At 62.2% G+C, this 14,545-nt stretch carries 5 protein-coding genes; 2 read left to right on the top strand and 3 right to left on the bottom strand.

Annotation, left to right across the window (positions count from 1 at the left end):
- Nucleotides 1-120: 120 nt before the first annotated feature.
- Nucleotides 121-8,313, bottom strand: a complete 8,193-nt coding sequence (locus GO988_RS09665) for a T9SS type A sorting domain-containing protein (RefSeq protein WP_198172610.1) — start codon at nt 8,311-8,313, stop codon at nt 121-123.
- 765 nt (nt 8,314-9,078) lie between these two features.
- Here GO988_RS09665 and GO988_RS09670 point away from each other — a divergent pair.
- Nucleotides 9,079-9,270: a hypothetical protein gene (locus GO988_RS09670; RefSeq protein WP_157564653.1), complete on the top strand. Its 192-nt coding sequence runs from the start codon at nt 9,079-9,081 to the stop codon at nt 9,268-9,270.
- A gap of 83 nt (nt 9,271-9,353) precedes the next feature.
- Here GO988_RS09670 and GO988_RS09675 read toward each other — a convergent pair whose 3' ends face one another.
- A complete protein-coding gene (locus tag GO988_RS09675; RefSeq protein WP_157564655.1) occupies nt 9,354-12,140 on the bottom strand; it encodes a 4-alpha-glucanotransferase in 2,787 nt (928 codons plus the stop codon).
- A gap of 211 nt (nt 12,141-12,351) precedes the next feature.
- On the opposite strand from GO988_RS09675, the gene GO988_RS09680 reads away from it, so the two are divergent.
- Nucleotides 12,352-13,026 carry a hypothetical protein gene (locus GO988_RS09680; RefSeq protein ID WP_157564658.1) on the top strand — a complete coding sequence of 225 codons (675 nt, stop codon included), beginning with the start codon at nt 12,352-12,354 and terminating at the stop codon, nt 13,024-13,026.
- 122 nt (nt 13,027-13,148) lie between these two features.
- Here GO988_RS09680 and GO988_RS09685 read toward each other — a convergent pair whose 3' ends face one another.
- Entirely contained in the window at nt 13,149-14,447 is a 1,299-nt protein-coding gene (locus tag GO988_RS09685; protein ID WP_157564661.1) for an amidohydrolase, read from the bottom strand.
- Nucleotides 14,448-14,545: the final 98 nt, after the last annotated feature.

Consider the following 14,545-nt stretch of genomic DNA (forward strand, 5'->3'; position numbering starts at 1 on the left):
AGCAGTTGCCGTACCTAGCAGCCCTACCCCCCTTGTGCTAGCCGAATCAACCGGCATCAAAAAAGCCCCCTTGCCAATTTGGCAAGGGGGCTTTTTCAGTGGGTTGTTACCCGGCAAGTGCTATTCCTTGGTGAGGCGTAGTACCTGGCGGAGCGGTGTGCCAGTGGCTGAGGTTCCGGTCACGAGCACGTTGTAGGTGCCAGTGGCCAGGCCGTTCAGGTCCAGCGGCTGGGGTAGGCCTCCGCCCATCGTCGTGCTTAGTACTGTGCGGCCCGTAGCGTCGAGCAGCGTCACGTGGTACGAACCGGTGGTGGGCAGCTGGCTCAGGTCGAGCTGGGTGGTGCGCTGGGCTGGGTTAGGGTACAAGCTCAAGGCCACGGCAGCCTGGGTGAAGCTGACGGTGCGCACTGGCGAGTAAGTGGCCGTGCCGTCGAGGTCTACTTGCTGGAGGCGGTAGTAGACAGGAGCCGAAGTGCGAGTGCCGATGCCAGCATCCGTGAACGTGTAGCTAGTGCCAGTGCTCTTGGTGCCTTGGCCAGCCACTTGGCCTACCTTCACGAACGTCGTGCCATCGAGGCTACGCTCGACGTCGAAGTAGGCGTTGTTGAGCTCGGAAGCGGTGCTCCAATTGAGCAGGGCATCGCGGTTCTGCACGGCCTGGGCCGTGAAGGCCGTCAGCGACACGGGCAGCGGAACGGCGCCGATAGTGAACGTCACCGGTACTGTGGTGATGCCCCCGAACAGGTCAGTCGTCGTCACGTTCACCGAGTAGGTTTTCGCCGTGAGGTTGTTCACCAGCAAGCTGGCATTGCTCACGTAGATGCGGCCGGTGGCGGCGTCGAGGCTCACACCCGAAGGCAGGGTGTTGGTCGGGTTGCTGGTGGGGCCTGCCCCAGCCAGCGAAGCGTCGCCAATCCCGTTGCCGGCCGTGGTCTGCTTCACCCCAGTCGTCGCATCGTAGATGATGCCAGTGGTGGTGTAGGTAGCGGCGTTGCGGTCAGTGGCCTGGGCCAGCACGTCGCCGGTTACGTAGGGGTTGGCGCGGCCCTTGCCGGCATTGTAGGTGGCGTAGGTCGAGGCCAGGTCGAGGCCCACCGGGATGGTGTACAGGGCCGAAGCCGCTGATACTACTCCCTGGTCGTCGGTGGCGGTGTAGCCGAAGAAAGCATTGCCGATGAAGCCGGTTACTGGGTCAAACCGGAGGCTGGCTGCATTGGCCGCCGTAACCACCGACCCTACTGCCAGCGGGCTGCCGTTCAGGGTGAGAACGCCCTGGATATCCGCATCCGGAATCGAGGTGATGCGATACGAAGCGATGGTGCCGGCGCCATTGGCATCGGTAGCGCTGAGCGGCGAGATGAGCAGCGGGCCCGCGGTATTGCCCTCGGGGGTTTGCAGCGCATTCACCACGGCATTGGCCACGGGGGCCGTGTTGCCGGGCGCTACCGTCACGGTCGAGCTGTTGTTGAGCGTGCCCGGGGCAGTTGGCTCTACCGTAGTGGTCGATACGTTGCCCACTACCGTGAAGCTGGTGCTCGGGGCTACGAAGCTAATGGTGTTCATCACCTGCCCACCGGCGCCCGGCTCCTGGCTGTCAATATCCGGGAAGGTTACTACCCCCGAGCCGGAGTTGTAGGTGCCGCCCCCCGAAATTGTAACGCTTGCGGCTGCCAGCCCACTCGGGATGGTAACCGTCTGCTTCACGGTAGCAGCGGGCGAAGGCCCGTTGTTGAGCGTTACCACCGAGTAGGTGACGGCATCGCCGGTGGCTACCACCGTGGGGCCGCTTACGGTCGTGGCAATGTCGGCCCGCGGCGAAACCGTCAGGTTCAGGAAATCGGTGTTGTTGGCCGCTACCGGGTCCGACTGGTCGCCCGTTACCAGGGCACGAGCTTGCAGCGTGGGCGAGCTGGGCGTGGACAACACAATAGTGTTGGTCACGGCCGTGCCGTTGGTCAGCGCGATAGCCGGGAAGGTGACGATGCCCGTTGTTGGATCGTAAGTGCCGCCGTTGGTGATGGTACCAATGATGGTGAGACCAGCCTCTAGGGCCACGCGCTGCACCACGCCGGTGGCATTGCCGGTGGGGGCCGCGGTGGTCGATTTCACGTTGGTAGTCGTTACCGTCAGGCTTATTGACTGCCCGGCCACCGGCGTGGTGGGCAAGGCAGAGATTTCCGTCATCAGGTTGGTGAGCACCGCTGTCGGAGCCGTTTCCGTGGTGATGATGCTGGCGGTATTGTTGAGGTAGTTCGACTCTTCAACCGTGCCGGGCACGCTTACGGTGGCCGTAGCATTCAGCTGGCTGAGGTTGCTTGGCGCGTTGAAGCGGATGATGTTGGTCACAGTGCCTTCCGCGCCCGGTGCCTGGTTGGCAATAGTGGGGAAAGTGACAATGCCCGTAGCATTATCATACTTAGCACCTGCGGCCGCGTTTGAAACCACCACCGTGCCCAGGCCGGGCGGCAGCTGCACCCGCGTGGCCACATTGGCCGCCGACGAAGGGCCGTTGTTGGTGGTCACGATGGCGTAGTCTACCTGGTTGCCCTGCACAATGCTCATGGGGCCCGTGATGGACACCGCGATATCCGAAATAGCTTCCACAGCCGTCGTTACTGCCGACCGGTTGTTGGTGCGCACGTTATCGGGCGAGGCCGAAGAAACCAGGGCTACGTTCACCAGCGAGGTAGTGGCCGGGGCCACGTACGTGATGGTATTGAGCACCGAGTTGCCGCTGGCTTGGCTAGTGATGTTGGGGAAAGTTACTACCCCCGTAGTAGTGTCGTAGGTGCCCGAGCCCGAGAGCGTTACGCTGGCCAGGCCAGCGGGGATGTTTACGGTTTGTGCCACGTTGGCGGCCGGCGCGAGGCCGTTGTTGGTCGTCGTCACGGTGTAGGTCACGGCCTGGCCGGCGCCTACTTGGGTGGGGCCGGTGAGGGTGGTGGCTACGTCGCCGGGGCTGCTCACCGTTACGTCGGCGGTGGCCAAGTTGTCGGCCATCATCACGTCGTTGGTGGTAGCGGCAATGCTGGCGCTGGCCGTGAGCAAGCCCGAGGCCGGCGCATTCACCGTGATGAGGTACAGGTTCTTCACCGAGCTGGACAGCATGCCGATGGTGGGTAGGGTTACTACTCCCGTCGTGGTGTTGTAGCTAGCACCGGTGATGGCTACGCCCGTCGAGTCGGTGATGGTGACGCCGCCCGTTAGGCCAGTCGGCAGCAATACGCTCTCAACTACGCTGGTAGCCGCATTGGGCCCGCGGTTGCCGGCCCGCACTCGGAAAGTTACGGCTGCGCCGGGCGCCACATTGGCGCTGGTGGTGCTGATGGTCGTATAGATGTTGGCATCGGTGGTCGAAGCCGTCGATACGCTGGTTGTAACCGTCGAGGTGTTGTCGCTCAGCACGGTTTCGGCCGTGGTGGTGCTAACGGTAGCTTTGGCCGTGATGGCCGAGCCCGGGGCTACAAAGCTGATGGTGTTGTTCACCAGGCTGCCGCTGGCCAGCGTGCCCAGGCTCGGGAAGGTTACTACCCCCGACGTGCCGTCGTAGGTGCCACCGTTCGAGATGTAAACCGGGGTGAGGCCCTTGGGTATCTCTACCGATTGGGCTACGGCGGCGGCCGCCGAGGGGCCGTTGTTGGTCGTTACCAAGCTGTAGGTGGTCAGGGTGCCGGCTACCGTCGAGGCCGGGCCCGAGAGGACGGTGGCGAGGTTGGTGCCCGGCGTGGCCGACACAGTAGCCGACTGCGCGTTGTTGGCCGTGCGGCCCATTTCGTTGGTAGTGGTGCCGCTGGCTGCCGTGGCCGTGACTGTGCCGGTAGAGGGCACCGTGAAGGAGATGGCCGAGTTGATGGTCGTGCCGCTCGGAATAGCCGTGCCGCTCGTGCCATAGGTGTAGGTTACTACCCCCGTCGTGGGGTTGTAGCTCGCCGTAGTGCCGGCATCCACCGAAATCGAAATACCAGCCAGGTTGGCGGGCAGCTGCACTTGCAGCGTGGGGGTGGCCGCCGGGTTGGGGCCGCCGTTGGTGAACTTCACATTGAAGGTGCCGGTCTGGCCGGTAGCTACCGCAGCGTTGGCCGCCGAAACAGTCGCCGCCACATCCGCAATCGCGCCAATGGTGGAAGTAAACGTAGCCGCGTTGTTTGTGGCGCTGGTTTCAGCGGTGGTCGTCGTTACGTTGCTAGTCTGGGCAAACGAGCCCGTAGTGTTGGGCGCCGTAAAGCTGTACGTGAACGTGTTGGTGGCGCCGCTGGCCAAAGTAGCCGCCGTGCCGAAGGTAATAACGTTGCCGACGGGCGAGTAGGGCAAGCCGCCGACCAGCACGTTGGTGGCCCCGGCGGGCAGGGTCACGGTCTGCAACACGGAGCTAGCCGCCGAAGGACCGTAGTTGGTATACGTAGCCGTGAAGGTGCCCGAGGGCTGGCCGGCATTCAGGGCCAGCGGGCCCGCCAGCGTCGTGCTCACATCGGCCACCAGCGTCACGCCCAAAGAAAGCGAGCTGGTGTTGTTTTCCGTAACCGGGTCGGCCGTGGCCGTACCGATGGTCGAGGTAACGGCTACCGGCCCGGCGGCCGGCGCCGTGAACGTGATAACCGAGCTGGCGTCGCCGCCGTTGGCTAGGCTCGCTACGTTGGGGTAGGTAACCAAGCCGCTGGTCGAGTTGTAGGCCGCGCCGGTGATAACGGCACCCAGCGCATCCTTGATAACCACGTTGGCCAGGCCAGCTACCAGCTGCACTTGCCGCGTAACGGCCGTGGCAGTAAGGGCGCCGTTGTTGACGAATGCCACGTTGAGCGTAGCCGTTTGGCCAGCTGCTACCGGGTTAGTAGGAGCCGTAACCGTGGTGGCTACGTCGGCAATGCAGCTCGAGCCCGCTACGCTGTTGGCGATGCTGTTGCTGATTTGGGTGTTGCTAACCCCGCCCGAGCCGGCGGCCGACCCGAAGGCGACGCCGCCTTTGGTGGTGCCGTTAGCGCCGCCGGTGGCCGAAGAAGCCGTAGCTACCGCGCTGTTGGCGAAGATGACGCCGCCACCGCCGCCGCCGCCGGGGCCGTGGGCGCCGTTCGCCGTGTTGTTGCCCGTGTTGCTGCCACCCGTGCCGCCATTAGCGGTCAGCACGATGTTGGCCAGGCCCGCGGGGTTGGTAGCCGTTACCAAGATGGTGCCGCCGGCCCCGCCGCCGCCGCTGCCGTCGTCGGCTAGGCTGGTGTTGGCGCTGCCGCCGTTGGCCAGTATGCTGCCCGTGCCGCTTACGCTGCCCGTGCGCAGCAGCACAATGCCGCCGCCCGGAGCGCCGCTGCTAGCCGCGCCGCCGCCGGGGGTGCCGGTGGCGTTGTTGGTGGTGCCGGCGCCGCCGCCGCCACCTAGTACAAGGCGGCTGCTGGTCACGACGCCAAAGTAAGCACCGGGCTCACCGCCCACGGCTTCGTTGGTGCCGGCAAACTTGTTGCCGCCGCGGCCGCCTACGCCGCCGTTGGCGCCGCCGCCGCCGCCGCTGTTGTCAATGTTGTTGCCGCCGCCGCCGCCGGCGTTGCCAGGGGCGCCGCGGCCGCTGGTGCCGCCGGGGTAGCCGTCGGTTGTGAGGGTCAGGGTCGTGTTGGTGGTTGCATCGGTGGGGGTAGTCGGCGCGTTTACGTAGTGCGGCGTGCCGGCTGTGCCTTCGCCTTTCTGGGCGTTGGCATCGGCAGCTGTCGTGTTCACGTAGTCGGCCTGGTTGCCCGCGGCCGTAGCCTGCGTGCGGCCGCCACCGCCGCGGAAGCCGCGAGCCGAAGCGTCAATCACCGCATTGGTGCCGAAGGTCGTTTGCCCGGCCACGTCGAGGGCCAGAATGCCGCCGGTAGTGCCGTTCCAGGGGGTAGGCACAATGGTGCCGCTCAGGGTCAGGGTTGTGTACTGGGGCACGCGTATCACCTGGAAGCGCTGCTGCCCGGTGGTAGTGGTCGCGTTCGCGTTGATGTAGCTGTTCTTGAGGCCCGAAACCAGGGCGATAATGCCGCCCGTGCCCGCCGTGATGGGGGCAGTGTTGTTGGCCACTACATACTCGTAGGTGCCGGCCGTGAAGTTGGTGTTCAGGTTGCCGCTGGCGCCGCCACCAGCCACGCCGTCGCCGTAGGCATCGGTATTCGTGTAGTTGATATCAGCCCCCTGCATCTGCACAACCAGCAGCAGGTCGCCCTTCGAAATAGTAGTAGGCGTACCCGTAGTGGTGCTGCCAATGGTAGCGGCGCCCACGGTGATGCTCGTGGCATTCACCGCGGCCGATTGGGTACCGGGGTAGTAGGTGTCGGGGTTAGCGTCGAGCGTTTTGGCGCCGTCTTTGCCCGCTGTGGCGCAGGCGGCGGGCGTGCCGGCCGCGCCGGTGTTGGTTACCGGAATGGCGTAGGTGGCAGTGGGGCTGGCAATGCCCGCGTCATCGGTGGCGATATACGTGAAGCCGGCCGTGCCGCTAAACGAGGCCGCCGGCGCAAACGACAGCTGCGTCGCCTGGGTCGGCGTCAGTACCAGGCCCGGGAAGGCGGCCGTGGTCAGGGCCACGCCGTTTACGTAGTAAGTGCCCTGCGTAGCGGGGGGTAGGGCCGTGATGGTGTACGAAGTTATCGTGCCTTCGGCCGTAGCGCTCAGGCTGTTGATGCTGGCTGCGTCCTGGCCGCTGGGGCGGCTGGCGTTGGTGATGTCGTTGGCCACGGGCGCCAAGCGGCACCAAGTAAGGCGGTCGATGCCCAATACCTGGTTATTGACAGTAGTGGCCGTCGTAACGTTGCGGTACCGAATAGTGAGCGACGTAACCGGGCTGGCAAACGTGGCAATTACTGATGCATCCGTGGGGCTGCTGCTGCCTCCTACAGCTGGGTTGGCAGTAGCAGTATTGGCATTAATAGTAAAGAAAGTTGAGGCTGTGTTCACCTTGGTAAGGGTAGGCGTTACAGCGGTGGCACCGTCGCTGCCAACACCCGTAAACCGCACCTCATCGGTGTAGCCACTGCTGGGCGTTAAAGCACCTAAAACGCCGGCTGCGGTAAAAGACCCGTCGATGTCCTGCACCTGCACACTCAGGTTCGATACAGCCCGGCTAAACTTGTAGGTTACCGTGGAGGTACCATTGGCCGCCGTATAATCGGCCGACCAGCCCAACGTTTGCACCCCATTCACTTGGGCCACTGAGAATATGCTATTGGCATCGCCCGAAGCGTACGTGGTGGTGACGTTGGTAGTCGAAGTAGCCGTGGGCGCGTTTTCCGGGCCCCGGTTTTTCCAGCTGCCATCCGTGGCTGGCCGGGTAGCGTAGTTCAGCGAAATGGCCGCCGTGGTGCAGGGGTCCGATGCTGCAGTCACGAGCAGCGTGCGGTTCTGCGAATCGTTGTCTGTGGGGTTGCTGCTGGCCGTAGTGGCCCCAATCGTGGCCACGTTATCGTACGAGTTGGCCGCTAGCGGTGCCGTGTAGCTATAGGTAAACGAGTTGCTAGCACCCGAGGCTAGGGTAGCGAGCGTGGGGTAGGTAATCGTGTTGTTGGCGGCCGAGTAGGTTCCGCCCGTGTTGCTAGTCACCACAGCCCCGGCGGGCAGGGTTACTTGCCGGCTCACGCCGCTCGCTGCTGCGTCGGGGCCGTTATTGCCAAACTGCACGGTGTACGAGGCATTTTGGCCCGCCGTGGCCGTGGTAGGCCCCGCTGTATAGCGGGCATACACATCGGCCTGCGCGCACCAGCTAATGGTGTTAAGGCCCAGCGTTTGGGTACGGTTGGCGCCGGTGGTAAACGCCCGGGTGTTGTTGTAGCGGATAGTTAGCGACGTGACGCCGGCGGGCATCGTCGCCGTCAGGTTGCCGCTGGCTTCTCCGGCGGCGCTAGGGTTGGTGCCCTGCACTTCGCCCCCGGTTACGTAGGCGTTGTTGGCGCCGGTGGTGAAGTTGGCGCTGGTGAGGGTAGTAGGGGTCGAGCTACCGTTGAGGTAGGGCTCAAATACCAAGTCATCCTGAAAGTTGGTATCAGAGTCTAGGTCCTGAAACTGCAGCGTCAGGTTGTTGACCGGTCGGGTAAACACCAGCGTTACATAAGAGCTGTTGGGCCCCGCGTTGCCCGTGTTGTCGAGCTGCCACACCAGCGTTTGCCCACTAAGTGCCCCATTGGTGCCTACCGAAAACGTGTTGGTTTGAGTACCCGGTACGCTACTCGTGTAGCCGGCGTAGGCGAAGGAGGTGCCCCCCACCGTTTCCGTCGACGTCTTGCGGTTGCCGGTAGCATTATTCGTGTTGTTCAGCGTGCTGGTAGTGGTGCAGGCCTGCGCCCAGGCACTCGCTGGTAGCAGGTTCACCAGTGCTAGCAACAGCACGCTTAATGCCGCAGTTGTGCGGTCACCCTGGGGTAGCCAACTGCGTAGGACTCCGCATATTGGCTCACGGGTTTCATTAGTAGCAAACCCGGCTCTTCGGCGCCAGTATTGTAGTTCTTTCATCATAAAAGTGGGAGAGAAGAGAAGTAGAAATTTAATTAGATTAAAATTGGGGCGCTAAGTATAGTAATTTAAAATTCTTAGCGAATTAATACAATTTTTATAAAAACATTAGACTAGCTGTTAGTAAGTTAAAATTAGCACTGAGTTTTTTAAGCACAAATAGAGAAGTAAATTAAGGCCTAAGGCGATTACAAAAAATTGCACTTTATAAATTATTAGCTTTTCTTTTCAACGTAATAAAGTATAAAACATTACTGGTTTATATTTAATTTATTAAATATTTTACTTAACTTTATTCGGTCTTGACAATCAAGCAGTTGTTATATAGAGTTTAACAAGTTGAAAAATTACTTAACCGCTAAAAATTGGCACTTATTTAAGCTGGTAGCGTTTATTGGAAAATATTCACGCTAATTCTCCTCAGCTATGTCAATTCGCCTGTTTTTTCGGGTCGCAACGGGGGTTGCCAGCCTGGCTTTAGTTAGTTCAGCGGCGCTGGCACATAGCAGCGCCGCAGCTGCTAAAGCGCCTGTAGCGGCCGACCGATTTATAAAGTTGTGCACTAGTAAACTGGCACTTACCGAAGCACAGCGATTGAGCTTGCGGACCTACTTAGAGCAAGAAATGGACTTTATGGCCGTGCAAGCCGCCAACCACTCGCCAGCCGAGGTAGCGGCCTTGGTGCCTACCGAACGCGAGCAGTTGCAGCGTGTCGCCAACAATCTCTTATCGCCGGGGCAATTGCGGCAGTTTCGCGAATTGGAAACTACCCCCAAAATGCAGGAGTACTTGCGCCAGATGGCTCTCGCCAACTAACGAATACGCTGGGGTACAAACCCAAAAAAGGCCGCTCTTTCGAGCGGCCTTTTGCGTGTAGGTGGGGATAGGGAGCGCGGAGTTTAGTAGGTTTTGCCCCGGCCGCTCGCCTCCACCAGCGCCCGCAGGGGCTCGTTGAGGCCTACGGCCTCGTTGAGTTCTTCCAGGGGCAGGTGCAGGCGGTATTTCCAGAAGTGCTGCGGGTTGCTGGGCACATTAATTTGCTCGTCGTGCGGGTTGGCGCGGCGCAGGTGGGTGTCCATGGCCAGCAAATCTTGCAGCGGAAAAATGGCCCACATCGCCGGCGACGCCAGGTGCTGCACCACCATTTCGCGAATCACCCAGGGCTCGGCGTAATAGGGCGCCAGCTGGCGCCAGTGGCCCAGGGTGGTTTCGAAGAAGCGCTGGGTACGCACGCGGTCCTCTTCCCACCAGCCACGCAGAGTGCTCATGTCGTGGCTGCCGGGGCTCACTACCGAGAGGTAGGGTGCGTCGGCGGGGTGGCCAAACTCCACGTTGGGGTTCGAAGGCATGCGCTGGATGTTGAGGCCCAACATGCCAAGCTGCTTCATTACACCCGGCACCGAGGCGGGGACCATGCCCAGGTCTTCGCCCGCGATAAGCATATTGGTGGCGTAGCGCACGGGCGGCAATTTCACCAAACCTTGCTCGCGCCAAAACTCTTCGTGGCGGCGGAAGAAAAAGTCGACATAAATGTCGTCGTAGAGGCGGCGCTTGGTTTCCTCGCCATCTAGCTCGGCAAAGCTGCTCGACTTGTTGAGCGTGATGCGCGGGTGATAGAAATCATTGCCCGCGGGCAAGAACAGCACCTCATTTACAAAGTGATACAGCCCCGGCTGCACACGCAGCAAGAACTCCGCGCGCTCGGGGTGCGCCGCTAGTTGCTCGTTGATGTACGCCTCTATCTGGCGCTGGCTGGCCACCGCGGGCTTCAGCTGAATGGTGCCGTAGTCGCCGGCCACCATAAATTCGTCGAACACAGCCTGCGCCTCGCCACCGAAGGTGCGCTCCACCAAGTGCCAACGGATGTAGGGCTCGCACAAGCGGCCGTAATCAAACCAGCCCAGGCGGCGCTGTATCTCGTCGCGGTGCAGGGGTAGGGCGGGCGAAAAGTGCCCCAACAGGCCCTGTACCGAGTTGGCGGGCATTTCCCAGATGCGGAAAAAGCCCAGAATGTGGTCGATGCGCAGCGCGTCGAAGTAGCGGGCCAGGTGGCCCAGGCGCTGCTTCCACCAAGCGTAATTATCTTGGGCCATGCGCTCCCAGTTGTAGGTGGGGAAGCGCCAGTTCTGGCCGGTAGTCGAAAAATCGTCCGGCGGAGCGCCCGCCTGCTGGTCCATGTGGTAGAGTTCGGGCTGCGTCCAAGCGTCCACCGAGTGGCGGTAGATGCCGATGGGCAAATCGCCTTTCAGCACTACCCCCTTGGTGCGGCCATAGCTCACGGCGTCGCGCAGCTGCTTATCGAGGTGAAACTGCGTGAAGAAATGCAGGCCAAACTCGTCGAAGTCGGGGCCGTGCTCGTCCACCAGTTCGGGCAGTGCGAGCGGCGCCCGAAACTCCCGCGGCCACTCTTGGAAATCGGCCGTGCCGAAGCGCTCGCGCAGCCCCGAAAATGCCGCGTACGGCACCAGCCAATTGCCCTGCTCCACCTTAAACTTGTGGAACTCGGGGTCGGCCAAAAACTTAGCTTTCTCCTGCTTATACAGCAGCTTGAGAAACTTCCACTTGGCGTTCATTACCGGCTCGTAGTCTACGAAGTCCTTGGCGTTGAACTCCTCGCGCAGCTGGGCCAGTTCGGCGGCCGCGTTTTTATCCTTGAGCTTGGCAATGGCATCCAGGTTCAGGTACTGCGGGTGCAGCGCGAACACCGAGATGGCGGCGTAGGGGTAGGAGTCGACCCAGGTATGCGTAGCCGTGGTGTCGTTGATGGGCAGAATCTGCACCAGGTTCAGGTCCGTTTTAGCGGCCCAATCTATCAGCAACTTCAGGTCAGGAAATTCGCCCACGCCCAGGCCTTTTTCGCTGCGCAACGAAAACACGGGCAGCGCCACACCGGCCCCGCGCCACAGCCCAGCGGCATACTGAAAAGCCTCATCGTCGAGCACGCGCAGGGTACCGGGGGTAGCCTGGCTAGCGGGCAGCACCCGGTCGTCGCCGGTTTCGAGCTGCACCACGGCCTGCGCGGCCGGGTCCCAGATGCCGTACTTGTAGCGCAGCTCGGCTTCGGGGGTTGCCAGCGCCACGTCGGCCTGCCAGGCGGGGTAGGCCGCATCCGAAAGCACCAGCGGCGGGCCTTGGTCCCAGGCGCCGAGCGCGGCATCGGAGCCCAGCACGCATACTTGGTGCAGCGAGGCTACACGCGGGGCTTCGAGCCGAAACCGAACATTGGCGGTGGGCGCCGCGGGCAGCTCGGGGGCATCGGCCTTGCCTTTTTTGCCTTTGGCCACCTTGGCCGTGGCCTTGGCGGCGGGGGAGGGGGTAGGGCGCCGAAACAAGGCCTCGGTGAAGGCCGCCGTAAACAGTTCGTTCTCGTCCTGGGCCGGCGCGCGCCAGAAGTCGCGCACTTCCAGCCGCTCAAATTCATTGGTGGGCAGGGCCAGGGTGCGGTTGGCGCCCCACTCCCACACCACGCCGCCGCTCTCAAACAGCAGTACATATTTATAGCTGATGGGCGCGGTAGCGGCCTCGGCGGGCACCGCTACTTCGGCGCTCCAGCGGGTGGTGGCTTCGTCATAGTGCAGGGGTAGGGCCTGGGCTAACTGCCAGTGACCCAGCGCGGGAAGCGAGCCGCAGAGCACCAGGCGCTGGCCGAAGGTGGTGCGGTAGGGAAGGGAGAAGTGAACAGTCATCGTTGCAAACCGAATTGAGGAACGCAAGATACTGCCACGGCGCGGCGGCGAACTGCATGGGCCTGGCCGCCGTATGGGGCAATTCTGGCCGGCGGTTGTTCGGTAAGCTCTTTTCAGTACTATGCGTCTTTTCCTTACTGCTCTGCTTGGTGCAAGCCTTTTAACGGCCCTCCCGGGTACTTCCCAGGCTGCCCCGCCCGGCTACCGCCCCTTGCGCCACTACTACACGCCCAGCCAACAGCCTTACCACCGGCTGCCAGTGCGCCTCACTTTTGGCCCCAACCTGGCTTATTATAACGGGGATATTGCCGATAAACTGAAAAATAATACGCTGCGTATGGGCCTCGGCCTGGGCCTCACGCAGTCGCTTAGCCCGCACCTTACCTACGGGCTCGAACTGAGCTACATTAAGCTGAAGGCCACCGACCAGGCGCCGGGCCGGGGCTACAGCTTTGCCAGCACCAATGGCCTGCTAACTACCTTCTTGCGCTACAACTTGAACGCGGACAAGAGCATGTACTTTGGCCTCAACAACCGGCCCACACCCGTGCTGGCGTTCTTGCAGGCAGGGGTAGGAGCGCTGCTCAACAACCCCACGGCGTCGCAGCAGACCGCAGATGGCGTCATCGCGCTGGCGCCCGAGCGCATTGGCGGTTACCCTACCCTGGCCGCCGTGCTGCCCGTGGGTGGCGGCGTTACGCTGCGCGCCAGCCGCTCGCTGCACTTCACCCTCGAAGGCCTTTATTACTTCACTAGCACCGACTTGCTCGACGACATCAGCCAGCGCGGCAACCCTAAGTCGAACGACGACTTTGCCACCGTGGCGCTGAAGATAGAGTACGCCTTCTATAAGAAGCACGGCAAGTCCTTGGTGCACAACGACTAAGTAGTCGCCTGTTGTTCTTGGCGAACATGGCATACTACGCTTGTCCTTAGGCCCCTGATTCCCACCCCCTTTCCAGAAAAGAGAGGGTAGGAATCAGGGGTCCAAGGACACGGCTGCATCCGCTATTTCTTGCTCAAATAATCGGCGGCCAGCGTGGCCAGCGTTTTCACACCCAGTGGGAAGGCGCTTTCATCAACCTTAAAGCCCGCAGTGTGGTGGTCGGCCACCGTAGAAAAGTCGGTGCCCGGTGTGGTGCCGCCCAAAAAGATGAACAAGCCGGGGATTTTTTCTTGGTAGCAGGCAAAATCCTCGGCGCCGGTTACAGCTTTGATTTCGACCACATTGGCAGTGCCGGCCGTGCGCTGGAGCGTGGGCAGCATGCGCGCCGTCAGGGCGGGGTCGTTGAAGGTAACGGGCACGTAGGGCTCGATGCCGACCTCGGCCGTGGCGCCATTGGCTGCCGCAATGCCGGTGGCCGTGCGCTTGATGGCCGCCCAAATGCGCTGCTGCGTATCGGGGCTAAAGGCCCGGATAGTGCCGCTGAGCGTGGCATCGGGCGGAATAATATTATAGCGCACGCCGGCCTGCACGGTGCCCACCGTCACTACGGCGGCATCCTGGGTGAGGTCAACCTGGCGGCTCACGATGGTTTGCAGGGCCGTGATAATTTCGGCGGCCGTCACCACCGGGTCGATGCTGCTCCAGGGTTTGGCGCCGTGCGCGCCTTTGCCCACTACCTTAATAGTGAAGCGGTCGGAGCTGGCCATTTCACCGCGGGGCCGGTATTGCAACTGGCCCACCGGCGCCGAGGCCCAGATGTGCAGCCCAAAAATGGCGTCTACCTTGGGGTTTTCCAGCACACCTTCCTGCACCATAAGCTTGGCGCCGCCCACCGTGCCGGGCAGCGAGCCTTCCTCGGCGGGCTGAAAAATGAATTTAACAGTGCCGGGCAGGTCGTTTTTTACTTGGCTCAAGACCTCGGCGGCGCCTAGCAGCATAGCCACGTGGGTGTCGTGGCCGCAGGCATGCATCACGCCCACGGGCTGGCCGAGGTAGGTGCTTTTGGCGGTGCTGGCGAAAGCCAGGCCGGTGGTTTCGGTGATGGGTAGGCCGTCCATATCGGCGCGCAGGGCCACCACGGGGCCGGGCCTACCCCCCTTCAGAATGCCGACTACGCCAGTGCGGGCCACGCCGGTGTGCACTTCGAGCCCCAGGCTTTTGAGCTGGGCGGCGATGAGGGCGGCAGTACGGGTTTCTTCATTGCCGAGCTCGGGGTGCTCGTGCAGGTCGCGGCACCAGGCCACTACTTTGGCCTGCTCGGTGGCGGCCAGCTTGGCAATGCGGGCGTCGAGGGCCGCGTTTTGGGCGTGGGCAGCCGCTAGGGCAAGGCCGGCCGCCAAGAGGGGGGTAGCGATTTTCATGTAGGCCAAGGTACTGCCGGCCGCGCTCGCCCAAGGGCCTATTCGGGGCTATCAGGCTAAAAATAACGGAAACACAACCGGCCGGGAACACCAGGCAC

Origin of the sequence: Hymenobacter ginkgonis (assembly GCF_009755225.1) — a bacterium.
GTDB classification, from domain to species: domain Bacteria; phylum Bacteroidota; class Bacteroidia; order Cytophagales; family Hymenobacteraceae; genus Hymenobacter; species Hymenobacter ginkgonis.

Excerpts from the sequence above, each read along its gene's own strand:
- GO988_RS09670 (WP_157564653.1), top strand. The coding sequence starts at position 9,079 with ATGGACTTTATGGCCGTGCAAGCCGCCAACCACTCGCCAGCCGAGGTA.
- GO988_RS09675 (WP_157564655.1), bottom strand. The coding sequence starts at position 12,140 with ATGACTGTTCACTTCTCCCTTCCCTACCGCACCACCTTCGGCCAGCGC.
- GO988_RS09685 (WP_157564661.1), bottom strand. The coding sequence starts at position 14,447 with ATGAAAATCGCTACCCCCCTCTTGGCGGCCGGCCTTGCCCTAGCGGCT.